This window comes from Natrinema limicola JCM 13563 (genome assembly GCF_000337475.1).
Taxonomy (GTDB): Archaea; Halobacteriota; Halobacteria; order Halobacteriales; family Natrialbaceae; genus Natrinema; species Natrinema limicola.
Map to the genome: position 1 here is coordinate 96,886 of NZ_AOIT01000034.1, position 23,158 is coordinate 120,043.

Below are 23,158 nucleotides of genomic sequence, written 5' to 3' on the forward strand. Positions count from 1 at the left end.
CACCGGAGACGACGGGACGAGGGGAGCGATGTCTGAGACCGAACTCACCCAGGCCAAGCTGTTCGACGTCTTTAGCAACGCGCGGCGACGCCGAACGGTCCAGTTCCTCAAACAGCAGGGTGGTTCCTGCGATCTCGCGCCGCTCGTCGAGCAGGTCGCTGCCTGGGAAAACGACACCGATCCCGACGACGTGACCCGAACCCAGCGCCGACGGGTCTACATCTCGCTGTACCAGACCCATCTGCCGATGCTCGAGGATCACGGCATCGTCGACTGGGATCCGGAGGGCCACGAAATCGAGTTGCTCCCGAACGAGGAGCGCTTCGAGCCCTACCTCGATCGGCACCTCGAGAGCCAGCACGCGTGGCACCGCTTCTATGCAACCGTCACGGCTGTCGGCGTCGTCGCGTTTGGGCTGTCGGTGCTCGCGATCGGGCCGTTGACGAGCGGACTCGCGCCGGTTGTGGCGTTAACACTCTGTGTCGCCGTGTTTGCCCTCTCAGTGGCCCAGCATGTCTCACGTCGTCCCCTCACCGAACTTCCGCTTGGTCGTACGAGCCGGTAGCCCGTCTTCGCTGTCCCCGTCGCCGGGAGGGGCAGATCGATAGCCGAGCCGGTCGTGTCGATCGATCCCCCGCGTTCCTTCTGCGGATACAAACGCACCTCACGGGCTTGGCTTGCGGGAAGTCCGCGTTCAACGCGGCAGCTGTCATCTGTCGGTCACGTCCACCCAGAAGTGGGTTTCCTCTGCAGCGTTTTCGTTCGTCGGAGTGGTCGGCGGCTCGTCGTGATAGAGTAAGACACTGATTCGGACCGTTTCGTTGGCTGCCACCGTCGGTGTCACCGATCGCTCGCTGCGTGCGGTCGTCCCGTCCGCGACGGTCGTATTGAGCCGCTGTAACTCGGTTCGCTCGACGACGGCATCGTCCTCGAGGACCTGCTGTTGGATGACGACCGTGTAGTCTTGCTGAGTACCTTCGTGATTTTCGATCGCGATGGTCATGGGAATCGACGTTCCCGGCGCGACCTCGCTCGGGAGTTCGCCGGCGACCAGCTCGCCGTCGTCGGTTTCGCTATACAATGCGAGTTCCGTGTGTCCGCCCGCCGAGACGGGCAGTAACACCCCTACGAACAGTGCGCTGACTGCCGCCCCGATCGCTATCACGAGGACGACCGACGACGCCGTGAGGCCTGCATTGCGGAGCCGCCCGAGACTCGCGATCGGAGCGACGGTAAACCGCTCGGTGTCCGGCGTTCGAACTCGTCGTACGACGCCGAGTTGTGCCAACACGACCGTCACGGCTGCGAGTGCCGCGGCGATCGACTGTGCGCTCAGCCCCCAGTCGGTGACTGGCAACACGAGGACGATCAGCGGCACGATCGCAAGCGACAGGACGAAGGCTAGCCCCATACGTTCGATGACGTCGATTCCGCGAGGGCGGGCCTCTGCTGCCGTCGCCGCCGTTCTGTTCGCGCTTCGCTTGTCGGTCGGAAATAACGTCGAGACGAGCGCATAGCCCGGCAGAAACAGGACAAGCGGTACCATCGCGAACAAGCGGAGCCCGCTTTCGGTTCCGAATCGCGTCACCAGCAGATACGCGACGGCCGCACCGACCGAGACGGCTGCGAGATCGAACGGGTAACGACGAATGAATCCGAACCGCAGCCAGGTGCTCGCTCGATGACTCATCGACGGTCCACCGACTGTCGCTGTTTGGCATCCGAGTTCGGTCCCTGTGCGGAGAAGACGAGTGCCATACTCGTTGGACGATGCAGTCTTCCGTGCTTTGTTATGGCTGTATTACCGGCACGAGCGGCGCAGCGAGGTCAGTCGTTCTAGCACCGTCGCTACCGCGTTACTCGCAGCTCTCGTATCGGCTTCCCGAGCGTCCGGTCTAAAAGTCGACGTACTGTTCCTCCCACTCCCGACGAGCTTCGATCTGTTCTCGACCGGCATCGGTGATCGCATAGTAGTTCGTTCGTCTGTCGAGCTGTCCTTTCTCGACCAGCTCTTTGTTGACGAGCGTATCGAGATTCGGGTACAACCGCCCGTGATTTATCTCCGAGCTGTAATATTTCTCGACCTCGTCTTTGACGGTCTGCCCCGACGGGCGGTCAGCTCCTGCGATCACGTACAGCAGGTCGCGCTGGAAGCCGGTCAGATCGTGCATTGCTCAATCACACAGACCGTTCCACTGAGTGGATATTTGTTATCCGTATCATACAGTGACCCTTCCGTCCGTCCATCCTGCGTTACTCGAGCGTAACTGCGGCTTCTCGTGACAGTCACTCGATCGTCAGCGGGGCCGTTGTGACGGCGCTCGAGGATGCTGTCGTCCGGGAAACGTGCTGGTGGGGACAGCGAACGGATAGCTATCGCGTCGGTAATACGATCGTCGGCAGTCAGCCGTCGCCCTCTGCTATCGCGACGGTAATGCCGTCCGCGTCGATTCGGACACGGAGGACGTCGACGGTCGACTCGTAGGCGGTCGTATGTGAGCCGTCGTCTTCGAATCGCACGCATTCTTCGATGAGATCGCTCTCGAGGAGATTGTTGATTCGTCGGTACACCGTTGCCGACGAGCTCTCCGTTCGTTCGGTCAGTTCCTTTGCCGTCTTCGGCCCTTCGCTCGTTGCGATGAGGATCGTCCGGGCACAGTCGTCCCCGAGGACGTCGAGTTGGGCCGCTGGATCGGCGGTCGATTCCGATCGGGTGTTACTCGCTTGTGTTGACATGATTGTGATCACCCGTCTATGACGGGGCGTATCTATTCGCTCTCTGGGAGAGGTGCCGATTCGAGAGGGCCGAGATACTGCCGGCCGTCACCGGACGTGAGAGTCGCCGAGATCGTCCGGCGAACCCACCGTACGGACAGCCCACAGTATCGCTGGACCACCACTGCCGGGGATACCACGGTTACATTCCGACACGAGGATCGGTAAGCGATAGTGGTATTTTATAACGATGTACCTTACAAGCTGCCGCCACTTCGTTCCACGACGTAAGATCGTATTTCGAGGCGGAAACTGCAGCTTTCAACACCGTCCTGGCATCGTCAACAACGCGTTTGCTCACTGAATGAACGCCAATACAGCTGAATTCGGGTTGAAGTCGAACGACGCGTCTTCGGCGACAATCCGGGTATAACCCTGCTACTGGACGATCTCGGCCAGCAAGCGGTTGTTTCCCGACTCTCTAGACCAACGTCACTTATGAACAGTCAACGTCCTTTATTCGCGTTTGCTTCCCTCGATACGACGATGTCCGGACGCGTATCGGGCTGGCAGAACGGTCTCGTCGCCACATCGGGACTGAGCGCGACTGGTTCCGCCTGCGGCGAGACCATCGATACGCGTCCGCATACACCCCCAAACCCATGAACGCCAAACAACACGACTGGAAGCCCATGGAATCGTCGACAGCAGGCGCTCGATGCCGAAACTGTGGGACACACGTCACACAGCAGTTCGCTCGCGTCTTCGGTGATAACGGCGATATCGTCCATGGCTGTCCGTCCTGTACGACGTATCGGGAGATGCAATCCGGCGGCCATCTCCCCGGCGAATAAGTGCGAAACCGTCCGCGTGTTTTCCGGCAGTTTTCGCTTCTCGAGCGTCCACCGCTATCCCTCGAGTCCGTACCCTCGGTTGGTGACGGGTGTGGTGGACTGATACGGACTCCTATCAGCGAGGTTTAGTGTACCCGTGACCGCCCCGCCGATCCCGAGTACTCGGGACAGCAACCTGTCTGACTGCCTCCCTGTACCGTCTTCCTACCACAGGTCGCATGCGTCTCAGTCACGTGAATACTGTCAGCACCCACCGTAACCTGCAAAAGTTAAAGTTAGTGGTCAGTGAAGTGGGGATACATGGTCATTGGTGGTGGACGGCCCCTCGAGAACCCTCGCGTCTTCTCTCTCATCGATGTCAGTTCAAACGAACAGAACTGAGCCACTCGAGGAGAGTGAGGTCTTTCACATCCTCGGCAACGATAGACGGCGGGCTATCGTTCAGTTGCTCGCAGCGGCGGACGGACAGATCGACGTCTCCGACGTTGCGACCGAGATCGCCGCGACCGAATCGGACACCACGCCCGTCCCGAATAACCTCTACAAGAGCGTCTACGTTTCTCTCCAGCAGACACATCTCCCGCAGCTGGAAGAAGACGCCGTGATCGAGTACGACTCCGACGCGAAGACGATTCGCCCCGGCGGCCACTTCGACGAGGTCCTCCGGTACGTCGACGGCCACTCGGACGACTACTCTCGCGTCTTGCAGCTCCATCTCGGACTCTGTACCCTTGGCCTCGTGATCATCGCGCTGGCCGGTCTCGAGGTACCCGTGTTCTCGAGCATCGATCCGGTACTCTCGAGTGTCATGATGTTTCTCGCCGTTGCCGCAAGCAGTCTGTATCAACTGCTTGGGTGAGATGAGCGTCGGTGGTCACTGATACGGTCTGCTGTCAGTCAGTTCCGGCGGGACCGCGAGCCGTCCTGCGGTCCCTCCGGTAAACAGTTACAGCAAACCGTATGACGGCTCGCTGGCTGTCCGTCGATCGACGCTGACCGCCCAGTCATCCGCGCACATCGACTGCGAGAAAAGACGCGTGTCCGGTAGTGCGGCAGCGCAGTGACGAGCCGAACTGGAACCGATTAGTCGGCCGTCACGCCACTATCGGCTCCGTCATCGAAACCGTCGTCGGTTTCGTTGATGCCGATCTCGTCTTCATCCGTCTCGTTTTCGAGACCGGTATCGTCTTCGGTCTCGTCAACGCCCGCTTCGACACCAACATCGTCGGCTTCGGTCAACTCGATCGTCGCGACTTCGCCGGCTTCGTCACCCAGCACCATGTGGATGTACTCGCCAGGCTCGAGGTCACTGGTGTCGACCTCGAACTCGACGATTTCGCTGTCGCCACTCTCGAGCGTCACGTTCTGGTCGGCGACGAGGTCACCCTCGAGACGGAACTCGATCGCCTCGGTGCGTTCCGCATCGGTGGGGTTCGAGACGTTTGCCGTCACGGTGATGTTCTCACCGATCGTGGCGCTGTCTGGAGCCTCGAGATCACTGATGTTGAACGCGGTCGCCTCGAGATCGTCCTCGACTTCCTCTTCTTCGGTGACGTTATCCTCCTCAAGGTCTTCGTCGATCGGTTCTTCTTCGGTGACGTTATCCTCTTCAAGGTCTTCGTCGACCGGTTCTTCTTCGGTGACGTTATCCTCCTCGAGGTCTTCGTCAACCGGCTCTTCCTCGGTGACGTTGTCCTCCTCGAGGTCTTCGTCAACCGGCTCTTCCTCGGTGACGTTGTCTTCGTCCTCCTCCATCTCGTCGTCGACTTCCTCTTCGTCAGCTGGCATCTCCTCGACGGTGACGTTGTCTGCCGAGACGTCGCCGTCAGTGATGTTGTTGATCTGATCAACGATCTGATCAGTGTCGATGTCTTCACCGACGACAGCGATGTACGCGGTGACGTTCTCGAGGGTTACGTCCTCGATGGTTGGGTTTTCGACTGTAATGAAGACCGGTTGCCCCTCACCCTCGACCGGAAGTTCGTCTATCGGCATCTCGTCTTCGTCCGGCACTTCTTCGGTGACGTCATCGACGTCCGCTTCATCGTCAGCCATGTCGTCTTCAGCCGGCTCTTCTTCGGTGACGTCATCGACGTCCGCTNCTTCTTCGGTGACGTCATCGACGTCCGCTTCATCGTCAGCCATGTCGTCTTCAGCCGGCTCTTCTTCGGTGACGTCATCGACGTCCGCTTCATCGTCAGCCATGTCGTCTTCAGCTGGCTCTTCTTCGGTGACGTCATCGACGTCCGCTTCATCGTCAGCCATGTCGTCTTCAGCCGGCTCTTCTTCGGTGACGTCATCGACGTCCGCTTCATCGTCAGCCATGTCGTCTTCAGCCGACTCTTCCTCGGTGACGTTGTCCTCGGCTGGCATCTCGTCAGCCGGTTCCTCCTCAACTGCGCCCTCGACGGTGACCACTGCCTCGTCGGTCACCGGTTCGCCGTCAGACGTGAGGAACGGAACGTCTTCTTCACCCTCAGTTTCGACGAAGTCGTACGTCTCGTTCTGGTTCGTATCGCGATGCGGCATCGCGATCAAGGTCTCGGTCTCCTCGAGGGGCTCGTCGAGCGTCACCGTGACGTTCTCGTGGGTCCCCGCGTCGAGGTACTCCGAGGTGCCGATGACGCTGTCGATGACGTTGCCAACGAGGAGGCTACTGTTGTGGATCGACACGAACCCGGGGCTCGCCAACGTGACGTTCTCGACGACGACCGTCTCGCCGTCGGTCGTCTGATCGTTAAACGTCACGTACGCGGGCTGTTGCGCGGACTCGTTGTCCGCTGCCTCGGTTTCGTCCTCGTCGTCACCCTCGGCGGTGACGCCGTCCTGTTCGTCGACTACAGTCTCGTTTGCTGTTTCGTTTGCCGAGTCGTACTCGTCCTCGCTGGTGTCGCTGCTCTGGATGGCGTTGCCGTTCGCTGCGGCTGTTACCATCGCCCCGCTCGAGCACACGAGCATCAGCGCGGTAAGTACGACGAGCACCTGATTGCGTGCGTTCATGGTTGCCGTAAAGGCATCTTCCCTGTTGTTCGTACAGCGGATAAACCGGCAGAACCATTACGCTGAGAAATCGGATACTACGGCTCAGCGGGCGTGTACGCAGTGGCAGCTTCGCTCATGGAAAACAACGATTGTTGATAGGAACGGTCCCCGCTAGTCGTCATGGGGCTGTTCGGACGATTTCGACGCTGTCGGTTCGTGACCTGGCAGACAAACCAGATTTTCCCGCCCGAGGCGTAGTTTCGTGACCTGATCGTCCTCCTCGAGATCGGCAAGCAGTCGGCTGACCTTCGCTTTCGACCAGTCGACGGAGTCAACGATGTTCGACTGCTTCATTCGGCCGTCGTTTTCCTGGAGGAGTTGCCGAACGCGCTCTTGGTCAGTCAGAAACTCCTCGTGGTCCGTCTCCGCATCGGATGTGAGCGAGGCTGCGTTCCCGTATCGGTTTCGTGCGACGAGTATCGCTCCGAGAAGCGCAAGCGCGAGCATGCCGATGAGTGCGGCGAGGTGGGCACTTCCATCGAGTTGGAGCGGTCGAACCGACCACGGTGCGAACCCGGATCGCGAGCCTGCGCCCGCCACACCGACGACCGCGTTACTGATCGACGGAACGAACGCTGCGGTGGACGCGGCAACCAATTGATAGATGCTCATGGCTGTAGGGAATCCGTATTCGCCTCGTTCATGTCCTGTACGGTCGTGACCACTCTACAAATCCTTTTTTATAGCCCATATGCTGTTAGTATTCTATCTGTATCTCTTCCCGTCCGTGAATTCCACTCGACCGACCGATACCGAGACGCCGTCGTCGCTGGCCAGTCACTTCGACTGCGACGCTGTCGACGCGACTCGTGAGCGCCCGGCCGAAACAGTCACCAATCATGGGATAGACCGCCTTTGTTCAACGGATCGAATAAACTAGACCGGACGTTTGGGACGGTTAGTGCGGATTTGCCCCGGATTTCCGGAGTAAAAAAACGTTGGTGTGACTCTCTCCGAATCAAACACGACGCGACGAGTCCCGCGTCTCGGTCGGTTCTGACTCCGTTGCCCATCGATTTCGTGTTCGACACACCGACGAGATTCAACCGGTGTCGTCCCGATCCCACTGGATCGAGCTCAGCTGTACGACCCGCTTTCCTGACGTTCTTGGACGGGACCGGTATCCTCGTCTGGCAGCGTCGCCGTCCCCTCTCTGACCAGCGACCGAATCCCCGACTCGAGGCTGATTCGCGTCTCGAATCCGAGTTCGCGCGTCGCCTTCGACGTGTCCGCGCCGCTGTGTCGGATGTCGCCAGCGCGGGGCTTGCGGTGGACGATCGGTGACGAGGACCCCGTTGCATCACGGATCGTCTCGGCCAATTCCTCGATCGTCGTTCGCTGGCCCGTGCCGACGTTGTACGCCTCGCCGACCGCATCGGTCGTCGCCGCCCGCAGGTTCGCCCGGATGACGTCGCTGACGTGGACGAAGTCACGACTCTGCTGGCCGTCTCCCTCGATCGTGATCGGCTCACCTGCCCGCGCCTGCTCGAGAAACGTCGAGATGACGCCGCTGTAGGGGCCCTGCTGGCGCGGTCCATAGACGTTGAAATACCGTAACGCGACGGTCTCCAGTCCGTACAGTTCCTCGTAGAGGCGCGTGTACTGGTCGAGGGCGAGCTTCTGGACCCCATACGGCGAGGTCGGGTTCGTGCGTGCCGTCTCCGAGATCGGGAGTTCGTCGGGATGGCCGTAGACCGCTGCGCTCGAGGCGACGACGACCCGCGCATCTTCCTGGCGGGCCTGCTCTAAGAGTAGCAGGCTCGCCTCGAGATTGGTTTCGTTGCTCTGTCGGGGCGCGTCGACGCTCTGAGAGACGCTAACGAGCGCGGCGTGGTGAAAGATGATGTCGACGCCGCGGGCAGCCTCTTGGACGGCGATCGGGTCGCGAACGTCGCCGTCGATCACCGTCACGTCCTCTGGGAGGTAGTCCCGGTCGCCCGTCGTGAAGGTATCGAGGACCCTGACCTCGTTGTGCGGGTGGAGCGCATCGACGAGATGGCTGCCGATAAAGCCCGCACCGCCGGTCACGAGCACTGTTCGGTCGCGAATCGCTGGCGAGTCCATCCCGCCTCGCTACCAGTCCCTCGCTGTTTAGTATCCGACTCGTACCCCTGCCTCTGCGGTCAGTATCCCGTGGAAGGCACTGCCTACAGGCTCGTTCGTCGCCAGTGTGCGGTGCCACGGAAACTGACTCGAGTGCCTCCCGCGTTCCTCGTGTGCTGTCGCCTGTGCGAACGCAAACGAGGCGAGCCGACGAACTGTGTCGGCATCCGGTCCGATCCAGTACCGCGAGCCGTTTGGGGAAGCTATATGCGCGGCCCTCGGCAACCCCAGGGCAATGACCGTCGATCTCGCCGTGCGTAACTGTACCGTCGTGACGCCCGCGGGACGAACCCCCAACGGGGGCGTCGCAGTCGAGGACGGCACCATCGTCGCCGTCGGCCGCAGCGACCGGCTCCCCGACGCCGACCGCGTCGTCGATGCCGACGGAAACGTGCTCGTCCCCGGCATCATCGATGGCCACATCCACAACCGCGAGCCCGGACTCGAGTACAAGGAAGACTGGGAGTCCGCGACGCGAGCGGCTGCTGCCGGCGGCGTGACGACCGTCGTCGGCATGCCCAACACGGACCCCGTCATCGACCGGCCCGACCACCTCGAACTTAAGTTCGAGCGCGGCGAGGCGTCGGCCCACGTCGACTTTCAGAGCTACGCCGTCGTCACCTCCGAAAACATCGAGCAGATTCCGGCGATCGACGAGGCCGGCGCGCTCGGTTTCAAGATCTTCCTCGGCTCGACGGTCGGCGACGTGCCACCGCCGAACGACGGCGAGGTCCTCGAGGCGATGGAACGCATCGGCGAGACGGGCAAACGGCTGGGCTTCCACGAGGAAAACGGCGAGATCATCGACCACTACACCGAGCGGTTCCAGGCCGAAGGGAGAAACGAGCCGATCGACCACTCCCACTCCCGCCCCGTGATCGCCGAACAAGAGGCTGTCGAGCGAATGATAACGTTCGCCGCGGAGACGGACGCGAAGATCCACATGTTCCACGTCTCCTCGGGCTCAGCAGCCGAGGCCGTTGCCCGCGGCAAAGCCCGCGGCGTCGATGTCACCGCCGAGACCTGCCCCCACTACCTCTGGTTCACTGAGGAAGTCATGCGCGAGAAGGGCAACGTTGCCCGCGTCCAGCCACCGATTCGGGACGCCGACGAGCAGGCCCGACTCTGGAACGCACTCGAGGAGGGCGCGATCGACACCATCGCTACCGACCACGCACCCCACACGCCTGCCGAGAAGAAAGTCGACGACCCCTTCGGGAACACCTGGGACGCGATTTCGGGCTTCGTCGGCCTCGAGACAGAAGTCCCCGCCATGCTCACCTTCGTCGACGAGGGCCGGTTCACGCTCGAGGAGTGGGTCCGTCGCCACTCGACGCGTCCGGCGCAGGTCTGGGGCATGTACCCCCAGAAGGGCTCGCTGCAGGTCGGTACCGATGCCGACTTCACAATTGTCGACCCAGATCGAGAGTGGATGCTCGAAGATCGCGACACCCTGCACTCGAAAAACTGCGTAACGCCGTTCGAGGGCGAGTCCTTCACCGGCAAAGCAGTCACGACGATCGTCCGCGGCGAAGTCGTCTACGAGGACGGCGACGTCGTCGGCGAGTCGGGGTATGGGATGCGTGTCGACGTCGATAACAGCTAGTTACCGCCTCGAGTCACCGTTTTCGGAGCGAGTTTCGACTTTCGCTTCGCGTGAACCCGATTGCTGCGTTCGATTGTGTGTTGTAATTACCGATGCGGGCGCTTTACGGGGCGTCTAGTGGTTCGTCACGCCTGACTGTGTGGGTCGAACCGATCGCGGTTCTCTGGTTCGACTCGCACGTCGACGCGTGACGGAGTGCTAGCCGATTATTCGTTTCCCTGAACGTCACCGCAGAGTATCCGCTTACTTCCAGTCTTCAGGACTGATCTACACCAACAATTAAAATTATCTACATTTAGGTCGCAGGGTCGTCGGGACAGCCGGATTGACGCGATGGCCAGTAGCTACTCCCGTGACTGAAAACCTACGACTCGAGCAACCGATCGAATTCGATCGAGTTGATGCTTCTTCTCCGCGATTGTATCCGTGGTACTGTAGCGCATACTAGAACCTGAGAGATTACTTTTAGGCGTAGATACCGTCGGATAGTAGTTATGTGCTACTCTATAAAACAGGATACAGGACCTCTATAACAATACTGTGACAGGTGGCGACACTATCTGGCCTATGAGAGAAGACAACAAGGAGTGTCGTAGTGTTAATCGCAGACGGTATTTAAAACGAATCACTGCAGGGAGCATAAGCCTCGCTGCACTCGGTGGCTTCCCGGCGACAACCACTGCACAGAGTGGGGACAGCGATATCGAAGCAGAGTTCTGTGGGGAAGCTAGCACACCACCGGAGGACCCACCCGGTGGGCAGGCAGGACAATGTATCAACTGCGTGCGCGAGGTGTGTGACACTGAACCAACTGCTGTTGCCTTGTACACCGGTCTCTCCGGGACCTGCTTTACGCTCCCGGCAGAAGCTATTCCGGAGGATGCCGACTATCTGACGCTGAAAGCCGGACAGAACTGTTTTCTGGCGGACGTCCCCCAAAATCCGGAAGACGATGTTACATGGTGCTTGCCGGAAGGAGCACAGGAAATTAGCAACGCAACGTTCTACGCGTGTGACGGCGAGGACGTTCCGACGGTTGACAACGTGATCGTCACCTGTGAAAAAATAGACATCACTACGTCGAACATTCCCAGTGGTGAGACGCTCACTGTGACAGTTACATTCGGGGATGGAGAGGAAACGTACGAACCAACTGTTGGGCCCGACGGCACCGCGCACGTTACGCTGCCTGGTGATCGAGATATATCGGCTGTCGTTATTACGTACGACGACACGGTGTTATACGCCGAAATAGTCGATATTCAATGCCCGAAACCGATGCCGGAGTGTCCTGAGGGACTCAACATCGCGTACAAGTACAAGTACGGCGAGTGGTGGCCAGATACCTATGATGATATTGGGGACGAAGTCGATCCGGATGTCTTTACCATCGAGGGAGATCAAAAAGAAGTAACGATCTGTGCACCCTTCCCATTTGTTGTCAGCTATGCCACCCGCAAGAAAGGCGGTAAAGGCAAAGGTGGCTGGAAGGGCTGGAAAGGCTGGAAAGGTTGGCACGACAAGAAAGACCATACGAAGCACAAGAACATGTTCGATCAGTTCTTCGGGGACCACGGCAAGCACGGTGGTAAACACGGTGGCAAACACGGTGGCAAACACGGTTCGTGTGGTTGCTTCGATGACTGTAAGGAACAAGAGCCGGTTCGCGCCGAGCCAGTTGACGACCAATATTGTGCAACGATCACGAGTGCCATGGATGGCAAGCCGAAGGAGAAAGCAGAGATCTGCTGGTTCCGCGTGCACTGTCCAGAAGAATAACGAAAGCGGTCGGAACCGATCAAGATCGCGGTCAAGACAGAGGCCGTGACGAACGCAGTGGGTGGGTCACTCGAGACCTGCACCCACCGCGTCTTCGACCGACGAAAAGCCGTCGCGCTCGAGCAACTCGACGAGTCCCTGATTGATTTGTTTTGCCGTTGACGGCCCCTGATAGACGAATCCGGTATAGAGTTGAACGAGCGAGGCACCCGCACGGATCTTGGCGTATGCGCTGGCGGCCGAGTCGACACCGCCGACGCCGATAATCGGCAATTCGCCGTCGGTATATTCCGCGATCGACCGGATCATGGCCGTCGAGCGACGTTCCAGCGGCTTCCCGCTGAGGCCGCCCCACTCCTGTTTGTTGGCCGAGACGAGCCCGTCGCGACTCGTCGTGGTATTGGTGGCGACAATGCCGTCGAGGCCGAACTCCTGGACGATGTCGACGAGATCGAAGACGGAGTCTGTAGGCGAGTCAGGCCCGATCTTCACCAGTAGCGGGACGTCCGCGTCGTTTTCGGCCTCGAGCGTCTCGAAGATCGCTCGCAAGTGGTCCGGCGAACCCTCGTCGAACTCCTCGGGCGTGTTCGGACAGGAGACGTTGACGACGACGTAGTCGGCAAACGGCGAGAGCCGGTCGAAGACGCGCCGATAGTCCTCGATCGCCTCGCGTTCGCTCGAGGAGTTCATCTTCCCGATGTTGACGCCGAGTGGAATCTCGGGGGTGCCGTCGGCTTCGAGGCGGGATTTAACCACTTCCATTCCCTGCCCGTTGAAGCCCATCCGGTTGACCATTGCCCGGTCCTCGCGCAGGCGGAACAGCCGGGGGCGATCGTTACCCGTCTGTGCGTACGGCGTGACAGTACCGATTTCGACGAAGCCAAAGCCAAGCGCGGCGAGGGCGTGTGTCACTTCTGCGTTCTTGTCGAACCCGGCGGCGACGCCGACCGGATTCGGGAACGTCGTGTCGAACAAATCGACCTTGAGCGCAGGGTCCTCGTACTGATAGGCGTACGACAGCGCCCGCCGTGTCGGCCACGTCGACTGGACTGTCCGGAGCGTCCGCTTGCCGAGCTCGTGGGCCGTCTCGGCCGGCAGCTTGAACGCGAGGGGGCGAACCCGAGAGTATAGCGTCATTGCCCCCACGTGGGAACGGCCCATAGGTAAACGTCTCGAAGCGCTCGAGAGTGTGTCACGACGAACAGCCGTGAACGGCTAGTGATATACGACAGACAATGGCAATATCCAAAATAGGGGGACAAATGTCTAGTTCTAGAATGGTAAAATAAACAAATATCCACAAAGTATTTGCCAGAACACTCTCGAAATCCATTCGAAATCACGAATGTCCTCCTTCGATGGACTGTTCAGCGTCATCGGGATCGGTCGCGACTCGACCGAGCAACCGCCCATCCACTACGAGTGTCGTCGGTGTGGCAAGACGCTCTCGAAACGCGACACTGTCTGTCCACTGTGCGGATCGACGGACGTCGCCGAAATTCAGCTCTGATATCCTCCATACAGCTACAGCTGTGGGGTTCCCCGCTGGAGGTAAGTCAACGGAACTGAAACGATTCGGAGGATCGTCGTCACGGTGGACGATGACCTGCATTTCGGGCCGTGTCAATCCGTCGACCGTGGTCGATTCGGAGTCGTTCTCATACTGCCGGACAGAACGACGTGACGATCGGTCGCGCTGCTGCGGCCGTCACCGGTGGAGACGGCCGCGAATCCGCGACCGACTTCGTANCCGGACAGAACGACGTGACGATCGGTCGCGCTGCTGCGGCCGTCACCGGTGGAGACGGCCGCGAATCCGCGACCGACTTCGTATTGACTTCTGTCTGATAGTATCAGCACTCGTCGCGGACACGTTCTGCGTCCGGGCCGAACACCGACTCGAGCACGTCTGGCACGTCCTCCGGCTGTACGTCCGAGTACCAGACGTTTCGCGGCTGAATCGTCATCGCGGTCCCGTTCTCGCTACAGAGCCCGAGACACGAGGTTTCGCTGACCGATACCGCAGTCCAGAACGCGTTTCGCTCGCGGAGCCAGTCTTTGACCGCCTCGAGGGTCGTTTTCGCTCCCGCCGCGCCACAGCTCGCGTACTCGGCGTCGCGGTCAGTGGTACAGACGAATACGTGGGCGTCGAAACGATCGCGTTGGTGAGCCGTTTGCTCTTTCATGGGCTCGTCAGCAGGTCCTCATGGCGCTCGGTTGCTGACTGGACGCCGGCTCGCGCCTGTAGCCACGCCAACCAGCTGGCGACGATTGCCCAGCGCCCTGCCCGATTCAGGACAGTCGTCGGTAGCTGTACGGTCGTATGCTCGTCACGTCCGGTCCCGATTCGGTCGTGCACGGTTTCGGCCATCATACAAGTTAAATTGTCTTACTGAAAATTTAGTTGTAAATCTATCGGTCTCTCACCGACGGCAGCGGTATCAGCTTCCTGTTGACTCTTCAACGAAGACGAGACTGAAATATCATGAATGTCCAGTAGAATCCGCGGGAACACGCGACTGCTGGTCGATAACGAAATCGTTTTCCCATGGCTGCCGTTTAAGTCGACTAACAACGACAGTCATGAATGTCCACCGACGGTCACCAGGAGGGAGCCGCCGTGGCGGTTGAACGCCTGCTCGTCCCGCTGTCGGACACGGTGACCGTCCGGCAGACGGTCGGCTACGCCGTCCAGACGGGACTCGAGGACGCCGATTCCCTCGAGTGTCACCTCGTCGTCGCGATGCCGTACGACGCCGACGTGCCCGAGAGTGACCGGTATCGCGACGATGCCGAGAACCTGCTCTCGCGGGCGCGAAGCTGGGTCGAAGAAGACGCCGGTACCGCCGATGTGACGATCGAGACGGCGACGATCGGTGTCGACGAATACCTCTTCGGACCCCGTGACTACGCCGAGATCTTCGACGCCTACGCCGCCGACCATGAGATCGATCGCGTCGTCATCGATCCGGAGTACCAGCCCGGCGTCACCGCACAACTGCTCCAGCCGCTCGAGCGCGAACTCGAGCGAATCGGGCTGACCTACGAGGAAGCACCGGTCGAGCGACCGGCTCGTCGCGGTCGACTCGTCGGTGAGACCGAGGACTTCGATCGACTGTTCGCGATGTTCTGGATCTCCTATGGATTCTATCTCGTACTCGGCGATCCGACCTACTGGTTCGATCTGCTCACCGGCGCGGCGGTCGCCGGCATCGTCGCCGTCTCGCTCGCGCAGGTGACCTTTACCGTCCCGCTCGATCGTGTCCAGTCTCCCATTCGTGTCGTGCGGTTCGCCATCTACGTCCCATATTTGCTCTGGGAGATCATCAAGGCCAACATCGCCGTCTCGGCGGTGATCCTCAGACCGTCGATGCCGATCGATCCCTCGCTGAGCCGGGTTAATTCACGCGTCCGGAGTGGGCTGCCACTGACCGCGCTCGCAAACAGCATCACGCTCACGCCGGGCACGCTGACGGTTCGGGCGACCAATCAGGAGCTGCTGGTCCACTCGCTGATCCCCGACGCTCGCGAAGACCTCTTCGACGGCGGCTTAGAGCGGGGCATCCGCTTTGTCTTCTACGGTCGCGACGCCGCAGCGATTCCCTCGCCGCGCGAACGCGATGACGCCGAAATCGTGGGAGGTGAGGAACTGTGATGCCGTGGTCGCTCGAGACGGTATTCCTCGGCGGAGCCGCCGCATTTGTCGTGCTGGCGATCGCGATGTTTTATCGTGCCGTCGTCGGCCCGACGACGCAGGATCGGCTGCTGGCGGTCAACGTCCTCGGGACGAACACGGTCGTCATCCTCGCCCTGCTGGCGGCAGGACTCGATCAGGCGTGGTTTCTCGACGTGGCGCTGATCTACGCCCTGTTGAACTTCCTGATGTCGATCGCGATCTCGAAGTTCACCGTCGAGCGAGGTGGGGTGTTGTGATCGAGACACTCCAGTTCTGGGCGGTCGTCGCCCTCCTCGGTCTCGGCGTGTTCTTTACCTTCGTCTCGACGGTCGGCGTACTCCGCCTGCCGGATATCTACGCGCGAGCCCACACTGCCTCTCAGACGGACACGCTCGGCGCGGGATTCGCACTGGCTGCCGTCGCCGTCGCCTTCGGCTGGCAGCAGGCGACGGTATATTCCGTCTTGTTGTTGTTTTTCGTGTTCATCACGAACCCGACGGCGGCGCACGCGATCGCACGCTCTGCAGCCGAGACGGGTGTCGAACCCCTCCTTACAGAGGACCCTGATGACGCCGATGACGACGCCACGACCGCTGTCGAAAGCGAGGGTGAGATACAATGAGTGTCCTCGCGTACACGCTCGCGGTGTTTATTCTCGCAACGGCAGTCGCGACGGTGCTGTTCCGCGACGTGCTGTCGGTCATCATCGTCTTCGGGGCCTACAGCCTCGGCATGGCGATCCTCTATACGTTCCTGCTGGCACCCGACGTGGCGATGACCGAGGCCGCGATCGGTGCCGGCGTGACGACACTGCTGTTGTTGCTGACGATCGCCCGGACGACTCGTCCCTCGACCGACAGGCTCCGAGAACGGATTCACCTGCCGGCGGTCGCTGTCGTCGGCGCGCTCGTCCTCTTACTCTGTGTGGCCGTGGTCCCCGAGATGTACGCCGTTGGAATCACGGACACCCCAGTCTGGTCGAACCCCGAGGTGACCCAACACTACATCCAGGAGACGTACGCCGAGACGGGCGTCGAGAACGCCGTCACGTCCGTCCTCGCCGCCTACCGTGGGTTCGACACCTTCGGCGAGGCGGTCGTCGTCTTCGCTGCCGGCGTCTCGACGCTGCTCGTCCTAAAACGCGAGGTGTTTGCTTGAATGCCAGACCCGTACGACGATACATATACCGAGAGTCAGGTGATCATGACTGCCGTGAAGATCATCGCACCGTTTACGCTCACCTACGGGCTGTTCATGACCTTCCACGGGGGCGGTGCCCCTGGTGGCGGCTTCCAGGGTGGGACCATCGTCGGCGTCACGGTCCTCATGCTCGCCTTTGCCTTTGGCATCGAACCCACCCGTCAGTGGCTCCGCAACTCGTTTCTCGTCGGCCTCATCACCGGCGGCGTCGTCATCTTTGGGGCCATCGGCCTCGGGATGATCGCCCTCGGCGGGAACTTCCTCGAGTTCTACCAGCTCAAGGAAGTCTTCCACATCAAACCCAAGTGGGGGCTCGAGGCTATCGAGATCGCCGGCATCTCGCTGATCGTCTCGGGAGTCATGATCTCGCTTTTCTTCTCGATGGCAGCCGGGTTCTCGCCCGAACGCCCGAGCGGAACCGGCGGACGCGAGGAGTCGGCCGATCGGGGGGTGAGCGACGATGATTGAGCTCCTGACGAGCCACTACACGTACGTATTGGTCTTCGTGTTGCTCGGTCTCGGAATCTACATGACGATCGCCAGTGAGAACCTCGTGAAGAAACTGATCGGCGTGAGTCTCTTCCAGACGGCCATCTTTCTGTTTTTCATCTCGATGGCCTATATCGAGGGGGGCTCGGCACCGATCGTTCCCGCCGAAGCGGATCCGGGGCGACTCATGGTCGCGAGTCCGCTGCCACAGGTCATCGTCCTGACTGCCATCGTCGTCGGCATCGCGCTAACGGCGGTCGGACTGGCGTTGGTCATCCGCATCTACGCGGAGTATGGCACGCTCCGCGAGGACACGCTTCGGGAGGTGCGTGCCGATGAGTAACGTCGAGTTGCTCCCGCCGCTGTTGATCGCCGCGCCACTGCTGGCAGCAACGCTCCCGATCGTCCTTGGGCTCTGGACCGACCGGACTGGCTGGCCCATCGCCGCGGTCACGACTACTGGCCTCTTCGGCGCTGCCGTTGCCCTCGCGAGCGCCGTTTACACCGGCACCGACGTCCCGGTCACCCACGAACTGGGCGGCTATCCGCGGACCTACGGAATCCAACTCGTCGCCGACCAGTTCTCGGTCCTGATCGCTCTACTCGTGACGGCGGTCGCCACCGGTGTCCTCGTCTATACGCGCCAGGGCGGGCCGCGTGGCAACACGTTCTACACTGCCTACCTGCTGCTGACCGGTGGGTTGCTCGGGATCACCCTGACCGGCGACGTGTTCAACCTGTTCGTCTTCCTCGAGATCACGAGCATCGCGACGTACGCGCTGGTGGCAAGCGGCGACGGCCCCGAGTCGGCAGTCGCCGCCCTGAAGTACCTGATTCTGGGAACGATGGCTGCGTCGATGTATCTGATCGGCGTCGCGTTCCTGCTGATGGCGACGGGGACGCTCAACATGATCGAACTCGCAATGGCGATCCCGGCTGCGGAACGGCCGACGTTGATCCGAGCCGGCTTCGGGTTCATCGCCGTTGGCTTTGTCACCAAAGTCGCCCAGTGGCCGCTGCACACCTGGCAGCCAAGCGCCTATCAGCAGGCCCCCGACGGCGTGACGCCGCTGATCGCCGCGCTCGTCTCGACGGCCTCCGCCTACGCCTTTGGCCGACTGATCGTGACCGTCTTCGGCGTCGACTACCTCACGGCGATGCCGAACGCGGCCGCGATCGTCCTCACGATCGGCTGCGTGAGCGTCCTCGCGGGAACGGTGCTGGCCGTCATCCAGACCGAAGTCAAGCGAATGCTCGCGTACTCGTCGGTCTCGCAGTTCGGGCTCGTCATCGCCGCCTACGGCGTCGTCATCGCCGGCAGCTCCGAGACGGCCTTTATCGGTGCCGCGATCCACCTCCTCGGCCACGGACTGTTGAAAGCTGGGCTCTTCCTAGGGGCTGCACTCGTCGCACGGAGTTACGGTGCCCGCACCGTCGACGAGTACGCCGGCCTCGCTAAAGCGCGGCCGGTCGTCGCCGGCGCGATGGCTGTTCTCTTGCTCTCGCTCGTCGGCGTCCCACCGGGCGTCGGCTTCGTCGGCAAGTGGTACATCGCGCTGGGTGCCGTCCAGTCGCAGCTGTGGCCCGTCGCTGCCGTGATCTTCCTCAGTACCATGCTGACGCTGGCCTACGCCGCCCGCCTGCTCGAGAAGATGTATTTCACGCCACCGGCGGCGCTCGACTGGCCCCGTACGAGGGAGCCGGTCGCGACCGACGGTGGTGACACGACCGTCTCGATCGGCATGCTCGCGATCGTCGTCATCGCCGCCGTCGGAGCCGTCGCACTCGGCTTCGCTGGCGGGACGATCGCCGGGCTGCTCGAGCCGTTCCTTATCGAGGTGTTCAACTAAATGGTTGCAGATATCCGTCCGCTCGCTGCTGTACTCGTCTCGGCCGTCGCGATCGTTTTGATTATCGCGTCGCATCGTCGCCCCAACCTTCGCGAGGGCTGGTCCGTGCTGGCTGCCCTGGCGAAATTCGGACTCGTCGTCAGCATGCTCCCCGCGGTCATGGACGGCACCGTCTTCCGGTGGAGTCTCAAGGAATCGACGGGGATCCAGTTCCTCGCAGGCATCGACTTCGCCCTGCGTGCTGATCCGCTGGGAATCTTCTTCGCGCTACTTGCGAGTTTCCTCTGGATCTTCACGTCCTTCTATGCCGCGGGCTACATGCGCGGGCTCTCCGAACACGACCAGACTCGCTTTTTCGCCTCGTTCGCGGCCAGCCTCTCGGCTGCCGTCGGGATCGCCTTCGCGGCGAACCTCGTGACGATCTTCGTCTTCTATGAGCTGCTGTCGCTTGTCACCTATCCGTTAGTCGCCCACAACGAGGACGAAGAGGCTCGCATCGCCGGTCGGAAGTACCTCACCTACACGTTCTTCGGCGGTGGGGTCTTCCTGCTCGCGGGGACGGTCATGATCTACTGGCTGACGAGTCTGGTCGGCGGGCCGACGCTCGCCTTCGAGGCGGGCGGCATGGAGGCGCTCGCTGCCGCCGCGCAGGTCGAGCCGGTCTACGCACAGGCTGCCTTTTTCCTGCTGATCGCCGGCTTCGGCGTCAAGGCCGCGCTGATGCCGCTGCACTCCTGGCTCGCTGACGCGATGGTCGCGCCCACACCTGTCTCCGGACTGCTCCACGCCGTGGCAGTCGTCAAGTCCGGCGCGTTCGGTGTTGCTCGCGTGATCCTCGAGGTCTACGGCCCCGGGCTGATCTACGACCTCCCGCTTGACGTGCCTGGCATCGGCGAGGTCGGACTGAACATTCCCGTAGCTATCGTCGCCGCGTTCACGCTGACCGCGGCGAGTATCATCGCGATGCGCAAAGACCACCTCAAGCGTCGGCTGGCCTACTCGACGACGGCCCAGCTCTCTTATATCGTGCTCGGGCTCTCCTTGCTTCACCCCTATGCGATCGTCGGGGCACTGTTCCATATCCCCGCACACGCGTTCGCGAAACTCACGCTGTTCTTCTGTGCCGGCGCGATCCACGTTGAGACCCACACCGACTACATCAGCGAGATGGCCGGCATCGGCAAACGGATGCCGCTGACGATGAGCGCCTTCACGATCGGTGCCGCAGGGATGGCCGGACTGCCGCCGATTGCCGGCTTCGTCAGCAAGTTCTACATGCTGATCGGGGCCGGCGATGTCGGCGGCAGCTACTGGCTGTTCGCCGGCGCACTCCTGCTCTCGGCCGTGCTTAACATCGCGTACTTCTGGCCGGTCGTCTACACCGCCTTCTTCGAGAGCGAGGACCGCCACGACGCCAAACCGCTCCTCGAGTTCCCGGAGGGAGGCCTCATCCAGTCGTACGCTGCCACGGCGGACGACGAGAGCGTCGCCGCTGATGGCGGCGAACCAGCTGATACGTCCGGTATCGAGAACGAGCCACACGCAGCCGACACGGATGACTACGAATACGCTGTTGACAAATATCCAAGCGATCATACAACCGCCGATGACACGGATGCACCGAGCCAGCATACCGATGCTCGAGCGACTGAGGCCAGCACCCGTGACGACCACGACGACCACGACGACCACGACGATCACGACGAGGCCGTCGCCGCCGTCGATCACCACGGCGACCACGACGACCATCTCACCGGTGGCCCGCCGGCCGGCGGCTGGCCGCGTCGCTCGCCGCGGACAGAGAGCACGTGGCTCATGCTCGCGCCGATCGCCGTCATCGCCACGGGCGCGGTCGTCCTCGGGATCGGCCCCGACTACGCGGTCTTCCTCGAGCTCGCGACCCGGATCGTCGAAGGCGTCTTCGGGATGCCCTTCGAGCAACTCGGAGACGTGCCGTTCGGTGAGCTCATGACGGAGGTGACCAACTAATGGAACTCGAAGCTCTCTCGCTTGCGTACCCGCCGCTTCTCGTCTTTGTAGCGGCACTGCTCGTGCTCGTTCTGCCCCGAATCGCCGGTTTCACTATGGGCGCACTCAGTCTCGCAGCCGTACTGGCGATCTCGCTGGTCGCACCTGGCGGGGAGCATCTGGGCGGCACCTTCCTCGGCTTCGAGGTTGTCCCCTACTACGTCGACGACTTCTCTCGGATGGTCGGGCTCGGCCTCGGCTTTTTGGGGATCTGTAGCGTCATCTACGCGTACTCGAGCGAGGCCAGCAAGACGCTCGTCGCGTTGGCGCTCGTCTACGTCTCTTCGTCGATCGGTGCGGCCTTCGCCGGCGACTGGCTGGTGCTCCTGTTCATGTGGGAGCTAATGGCCGTGACCAGCACGCTCGTCGTCTGGCACTACGGCGGCGAGGCGGTTCGGGCTGGCTTCCGCTACGCCCTGTTCCACGGCACCGGTGGCGTGCTCGTGATGTTGGCGATCGCCGCTCACTACGTCCAGACTGGGACGTTCATCTACACCGAAGCCGGGATCGCCACCGGCATTCCGGCGTTGCTGGCGGTACTCGGGATGGGCGTCAACGTCGCCTTCATCGGCGTCCACACCTGGCTGCCCGACACCTACCCGCGACCGCATATCGCGGCCTCGGTGTTCCTCTCGGTCTATACGACGAAGACGAGCGCGTTCATCCTCTACCGGGCGTTCCCGATCGGGAGCGAAAGCGATCTCGCGATCTACGTCGCGTACATGGGCGGGCTGATGGCCGTCTACGGGGCGACGTTCGCCCTGCTGCAACACGACATGCGAGCGCTGCTGTCCTACCACATTCAGGCCCAGCTCGGGTATATCGTGGCCGGGATCGGCATGGGCGCGGCGATGTCCTCTGAAATCGCCGTCGCTGGCGCGCTATCGCACCTGTTCAACAACATCCTCTTCAAGAGCCTGCTGTTCATGGCCGTCGGCGTCGTCATCTACCGTACCGGCGAGGAGGACCTCTACAAGCTCGGCGGGCTCTGGCGCGAGATGCCGCTGACCGCGATCGGATTCGGCCTCGGTGCGCTTTCGATCACCGCGATTCCGGGCTTCAACGGCTACGTGAGCAAGGGGATGCTCTTCGACGCGGCAAACCCCGATCCACACTACTACGGCGATCCGGAGTTCCAGGCGCTGTACTACCTGCTCTGGCTCGGCGCGATCGGAACCCTTCTCTCGTTTATCAAGCTCGGCTACTACGTCTTCTTCCACGGCGACAGCGAGTTCGAGGTTGCCGACGCCAAACCCGGCCAGACCGTCGCGATGCTCGGACTTGGTGGTGCCTGTCTCCTCTTCGGCGTCTGGTGGGAGGGGCTTGCAGACCTCGCGCCGACACTGCACGCCCACGGCGGCCACTTTACGTTCGCGTATCCCGGCGGCGAGGGCACGCTCCACCCCTACAGTCCAAGCCACCTCGAGACCGCCGGTATCCTGACCGGCGTCGCGGCCGTCACCTTCGCTGTCGTCCGGAAGCCGCTCTCGAAACTCGATCTGGGTGATCCGGCGATGGTCGTCTACCCCGTGACGTACTACGGCAGCCGCTGGACGATGCTCGTGGTGACGGAGACGTACGCCGCCGTCGACGCTGCCGTCGTCGGTGCAGTCAAACGCTGCTACTGGGCTGGGAACAACCCGGTTCTCGCCGTCGATGCGGCCGCACGTCGGCTCCCGCTGGTCGATGTCGACGAGCGCCAGCCGACCGACGGCGGCCGTCCCTCGACGATCCACCTCCGAGCGAGCATCGGGACCACCGTCCTTCTATTGACGCTCGTCCTGACGGTGGTTCTGTGGCTGCTCGTGGTCTGAGC

24 protein-coding genes are annotated in these 23,158 nt (G+C 61.6%); 15 read left to right on the top strand and 9 right to left on the bottom strand.

The features are described 5' to 3' along the window. Positions 1 to 28: 28 nt before the first annotated feature. The gene (locus C476_RS08655; RefSeq protein ID WP_008011972.1) at positions 29 to 565 is read left to right on the top strand and encodes a DUF7344 domain-containing protein; all 537 of its coding nucleotides are present in this window, start codon (positions 29 to 31) and stop codon (positions 563 to 565) included. A 144-nt stretch (positions 566 to 709) separates the two neighbouring features. Here the strand turns inward: C476_RS08655 and C476_RS08660 are convergent, their stop codons facing one another. The 3 genes from C476_RS08660 to C476_RS08670 form a co-directional block, all read right to left on the bottom strand. Further along, positions 710 to 1,690, bottom strand: a complete 981-nt coding sequence (locus C476_RS08660; protein WP_008011975.1) for a DUF1616 domain-containing protein — start codon at positions 1,688 to 1,690, stop codon at positions 710 to 712. Positions 1,691 to 1,895: 205 nt separating this feature from the next. Then, positions 1,896 to 2,171 carry a PadR family transcriptional regulator gene (locus C476_RS08665; RefSeq protein ID WP_008011976.1) on the bottom strand — a complete coding sequence of 92 codons (276 nt, stop codon included), beginning with the start codon at positions 2,169 to 2,171 and terminating at the stop codon, positions 1,896 to 1,898. 232 nt (positions 2,172 to 2,403) lie between these two features. After that, on the bottom strand, positions 2,404 to 2,736 hold the full coding sequence (locus C476_RS08670) for a winged helix-turn-helix domain-containing protein (protein ID WP_008011978.1): 333 nt from the start codon (positions 2,734 to 2,736) through the stop codon (positions 2,404 to 2,406). A gap of 671 nt (positions 2,737 to 3,407) precedes the next feature. Between C476_RS08670 and C476_RS08675 the strand changes: the two genes are divergently transcribed. Further along, positions 3,408 to 3,569 carry a DUF7563 family protein gene (locus C476_RS08675; RefSeq protein ID WP_449289259.1) on the top strand — a complete coding sequence of 54 codons (162 nt, stop codon included), beginning with the start codon at positions 3,408 to 3,410 and terminating at the stop codon, positions 3,567 to 3,569. A gap of 355 nt (positions 3,570 to 3,924) precedes the next feature. Further along, a complete protein-coding gene (locus C476_RS08680) occupies positions 3,925 to 4,428 on the top strand; it encodes a DUF7344 domain-containing protein (protein WP_008011982.1) in 504 nt (167 codons plus the stop codon). Between the two features lie 224 nt (positions 4,429 to 4,652). Here C476_RS08680 and C476_RS08685 read toward each other — a convergent pair whose 3' ends face one another. The 3 genes from C476_RS08685 to C476_RS08695 form a co-directional block, all read right to left on the bottom strand. Beyond that, complete coding sequence (locus tag C476_RS08685) at positions 4,653 to 6,569, bottom strand: DUF7282 domain-containing protein (protein WP_008011984.1); 1,917 nt, start codon at positions 6,567 to 6,569, stop codon at positions 4,653 to 4,655. 153 nt (positions 6,570 to 6,722) lie between these two features. Next, complete coding sequence (locus C476_RS08690; RefSeq protein ID WP_008011985.1) at positions 6,723 to 7,223, bottom strand: helix-turn-helix transcriptional regulator; 501 nt, start codon at positions 7,221 to 7,223, stop codon at positions 6,723 to 6,725. A 465-nt stretch (positions 7,224 to 7,688) separates the two neighbouring features. Then, the gene (locus C476_RS08695; RefSeq protein ID WP_008011987.1) at positions 7,689 to 8,675 is read right to left on the bottom strand and encodes an NAD-dependent epimerase/dehydratase family protein; all 987 of its coding nucleotides are present in this window, start codon (positions 8,673 to 8,675) and stop codon (positions 7,689 to 7,691) included. Between the two features lie 274 nt (positions 8,676 to 8,949). Here C476_RS08695 and allB point away from each other — a divergent pair, with 274 nt between their 5' ends. Together allB and C476_RS08705 are read left to right on the top strand one after the other, a co-directional pair. Beyond that, positions 8,950 to 10,320: an allantoinase AllB gene (gene allB / locus C476_RS08700; protein ID WP_008011988.1), complete on the top strand. Its 1,371-nt coding sequence runs from the start codon at positions 8,950 to 8,952 to the stop codon at positions 10,318 to 10,320. A 567-nt stretch (positions 10,321 to 10,887) separates the two neighbouring features. Next, a complete protein-coding gene (locus tag C476_RS08705; protein WP_152418190.1) occupies positions 10,888 to 12,099 on the top strand; it encodes a hypothetical protein in 1,212 nt (403 codons plus the stop codon). 66 nt (positions 12,100 to 12,165) lie between these two features. Here C476_RS08705 and C476_RS08710 read toward each other — a convergent pair whose 3' ends face one another. Beyond that, complete coding sequence (locus C476_RS08710; RefSeq protein ID WP_008011993.1) at positions 12,166 to 13,236, bottom strand: quinone-dependent dihydroorotate dehydrogenase; 1,071 nt, start codon at positions 13,234 to 13,236, stop codon at positions 12,166 to 12,168. Positions 13,237 to 13,444: 208 nt separating this feature from the next. Between C476_RS08710 and C476_RS18710 the strand changes: the two genes are divergently transcribed. Continuing rightward, positions 13,445 to 13,609, top strand: coding sequence for a hypothetical protein (locus C476_RS18710; RefSeq protein ID WP_008011995.1), 165 nt, complete (start codon positions 13,445 to 13,447; stop codon positions 13,607 to 13,609). Between the two features lie 343 nt (positions 13,610 to 13,952). Here the strand turns inward: C476_RS18710 and C476_RS08715 are convergent, their stop codons facing one another. Next, complete coding sequence (locus C476_RS08715; RefSeq protein WP_008011997.1) at positions 13,953 to 14,285, bottom strand: (2Fe-2S) ferredoxin domain-containing protein; 333 nt, start codon at positions 14,283 to 14,285, stop codon at positions 13,953 to 13,955. Next, complete coding sequence (locus C476_RS08720) at positions 14,282 to 14,470, bottom strand: hypothetical protein (RefSeq protein ID WP_160162897.1); 189 nt, start codon at positions 14,468 to 14,470, stop codon at positions 14,282 to 14,284. Before C476_RS08720 ends, C476_RS08715 begins: the two co-directional genes overlap by 4 nt. Positions 14,471 to 14,686: 216 nt before the next feature. Here C476_RS08720 and C476_RS08725 point away from each other — a divergent pair, with 216 nt between their 5' ends. Genes C476_RS08725 through C476_RS08765 form a run of 9 tightly spaced genes read left to right on the top strand, consistent with a single transcriptional unit; the run spans position 14,687 to position 23,156 of the window. Then, a complete protein-coding gene (locus tag C476_RS08725; RefSeq protein ID WP_008012001.1) occupies positions 14,687 to 15,754 on the top strand; it encodes a monovalent cation/H+ antiporter subunit E in 1,068 nt (355 codons plus the stop codon). After that, the gene (locus C476_RS08730; protein ID WP_008012003.1) at positions 15,754 to 16,032 is read left to right on the top strand and encodes a cation:proton antiporter; all 279 of its coding nucleotides are present in this window, start codon (positions 15,754 to 15,756) and stop codon (positions 16,030 to 16,032) included. Before C476_RS08725 ends, C476_RS08730 begins: the two co-directional genes overlap by 1 nt. Next, positions 16,029 to 16,397 carry a monovalent cation/H(+) antiporter subunit G gene (mnhG, locus tag C476_RS08735; protein ID WP_008012004.1) on the top strand — a complete coding sequence of 123 codons (369 nt, stop codon included), beginning with the start codon at positions 16,029 to 16,031 and terminating at the stop codon, positions 16,395 to 16,397. The genes C476_RS08730 and mnhG overlap by 4 nt, the downstream gene beginning before the upstream one ends. Further along, positions 16,394 to 16,933: a DUF4040 domain-containing protein gene (locus C476_RS08740; RefSeq protein ID WP_008012005.1), complete on the top strand. Its 540-nt coding sequence runs from the start codon at positions 16,394 to 16,396 to the stop codon at positions 16,931 to 16,933. The genes mnhG and C476_RS08740 overlap by 4 nt, the downstream gene beginning before the upstream one ends. Beyond that, positions 16,934 to 17,443 (top strand): MnhB domain-containing protein, encoded by a 510-nt coding sequence (locus C476_RS08745; RefSeq protein WP_008012006.1) that lies wholly within the window; start codon positions 16,934 to 16,936, stop codon positions 17,441 to 17,443. Continuing rightward, positions 17,436 to 17,807: a cation:proton antiporter subunit C gene (locus C476_RS08750; RefSeq protein ID WP_008012007.1), complete on the top strand. Its 372-nt coding sequence runs from the start codon at positions 17,436 to 17,438 to the stop codon at positions 17,805 to 17,807. Before C476_RS08745 ends, C476_RS08750 begins: the two co-directional genes overlap by 8 nt. Next, a complete protein-coding gene (locus tag C476_RS08755; protein WP_008012008.1) occupies positions 17,800 to 19,314 on the top strand; it encodes a proton-conducting transporter transmembrane domain-containing protein in 1,515 nt (504 codons plus the stop codon). Before C476_RS08750 ends, C476_RS08755 begins: the two co-directional genes overlap by 8 nt. Continuing rightward, positions 19,315 to 21,303: a proton-conducting transporter transmembrane domain-containing protein gene (locus C476_RS08760; protein WP_008012009.1), complete on the top strand. Its 1,989-nt coding sequence runs from the start codon at positions 19,315 to 19,317 to the stop codon at positions 21,301 to 21,303. Continuing rightward, complete coding sequence (locus C476_RS08765; RefSeq protein ID WP_008012010.1) at positions 21,303 to 23,156, top strand: Na(+)/H(+) antiporter subunit D; 1,854 nt, start codon at positions 21,303 to 21,305, stop codon at positions 23,154 to 23,156. The genes C476_RS08760 and C476_RS08765 overlap by 1 nt, the downstream gene beginning before the upstream one ends. Positions 23,157 to 23,158 lie beyond the last annotated feature (2 nt).

Bases quoted from the DNA above. Each gene is read 5' to 3' on its own strand.
- C476_RS08655 (WP_008011972.1), top strand. From the start codon at position 29: ATGTCTGAGACCGAACTCACCCAGGCCAAGCTGTTCGACGTCTTTAGC.
- C476_RS08660 (WP_008011975.1), bottom strand. From the start codon at position 1,690: ATGAGTCATCGAGCGAGCACCTGGCTGCGGTTCGGATTCATTCGTCGT.
- C476_RS08665 (WP_008011976.1), bottom strand. From the start codon at position 2,171: ATGCACGATCTGACCGGCTTCCAGCGCGACCTGCTGTACGTGATCGCA.
- C476_RS08670 (WP_008011978.1), bottom strand. From the start codon at position 2,736: ATGTCAACACAAGCGAGTAACACCCGATCGGAATCGACCGCCGATCCA.
- C476_RS08675 (WP_449289259.1), top strand. From the start codon at position 3,408: ATGGAATCGTCGACAGCAGGCGCTCGATGCCGAAACTGTGGGACACAC.
- C476_RS08680 (WP_008011982.1), top strand. From the start codon at position 3,925: ATGTCAGTTCAAACGAACAGAACTGAGCCACTCGAGGAGAGTGAGGTC.
- C476_RS08690 (WP_008011985.1), bottom strand. From the start codon at position 7,223: ATGAGCATCTATCAATTGGTTGCCGCGTCCACCGCAGCGTTCGTTCCG.
- C476_RS08695 (WP_008011987.1), bottom strand. From the start codon at position 8,675: ATGGACTCGCCAGCGATTCGCGACCGAACAGTGCTCGTGACCGGCGGT.
- allB (WP_008011988.1), top strand. From the start codon at position 8,950: ATGACCGTCGATCTCGCCGTGCGTAACTGTACCGTCGTGACGCCCGCG.
- C476_RS08705 (WP_152418190.1), top strand. From the start codon at position 10,888: ATGAGAGAAGACAACAAGGAGTGTCGTAGTGTTAATCGCAGACGGTAT.
- C476_RS08710 (WP_008011993.1), bottom strand. From the start codon at position 13,236: ATGACGCTATACTCTCGGGTTCGCCCCCTCGCGTTCAAGCTGCCGGCC.
- C476_RS18710 (WP_008011995.1), top strand. From the start codon at position 13,445: ATGTCCTCCTTCGATGGACTGTTCAGCGTCATCGGGATCGGTCGCGAC.
- C476_RS08715 (WP_008011997.1), bottom strand. From the start codon at position 14,285: ATGAAAGAGCAAACGGCTCACCAACGCGATCGTTTCGACGCCCACGTA.
- C476_RS08720 (WP_160162897.1), bottom strand. From the start codon at position 14,470: ATGGCCGAAACCGTGCACGACCGAATCGGGACCGGACGTGACGAGCAT.
- C476_RS08725 (WP_008012001.1), top strand. From the start codon at position 14,687: ATGTCCACCGACGGTCACCAGGAGGGAGCCGCCGTGGCGGTTGAACGC.
- C476_RS08730 (WP_008012003.1), top strand. From the start codon at position 15,754: ATGCCGTGGTCGCTCGAGACGGTATTCCTCGGCGGAGCCGCCGCATTT.
- C476_RS08740 (WP_008012005.1), top strand. From the start codon at position 16,394: ATGAGTGTCCTCGCGTACACGCTCGCGGTGTTTATTCTCGCAACGGCA.
- C476_RS08745 (WP_008012006.1), top strand. From the start codon at position 16,934: ATGCCAGACCCGTACGACGATACATATACCGAGAGTCAGGTGATCATG.
- C476_RS08750 (WP_008012007.1), top strand. From the start codon at position 17,436: ATGATTGAGCTCCTGACGAGCCACTACACGTACGTATTGGTCTTCGTG.
- C476_RS08755 (WP_008012008.1), top strand. From the start codon at position 17,800: ATGAGTAACGTCGAGTTGCTCCCGCCGCTGTTGATCGCCGCGCCACTG.
- C476_RS08760 (WP_008012009.1), top strand. From the start codon at position 19,315: ATGGTTGCAGATATCCGTCCGCTCGCTGCTGTACTCGTCTCGGCCGTC.
- C476_RS08765 (WP_008012010.1), top strand. From the start codon at position 21,303: ATGGAACTCGAAGCTCTCTCGCTTGCGTACCCGCCGCTTCTCGTCTTT.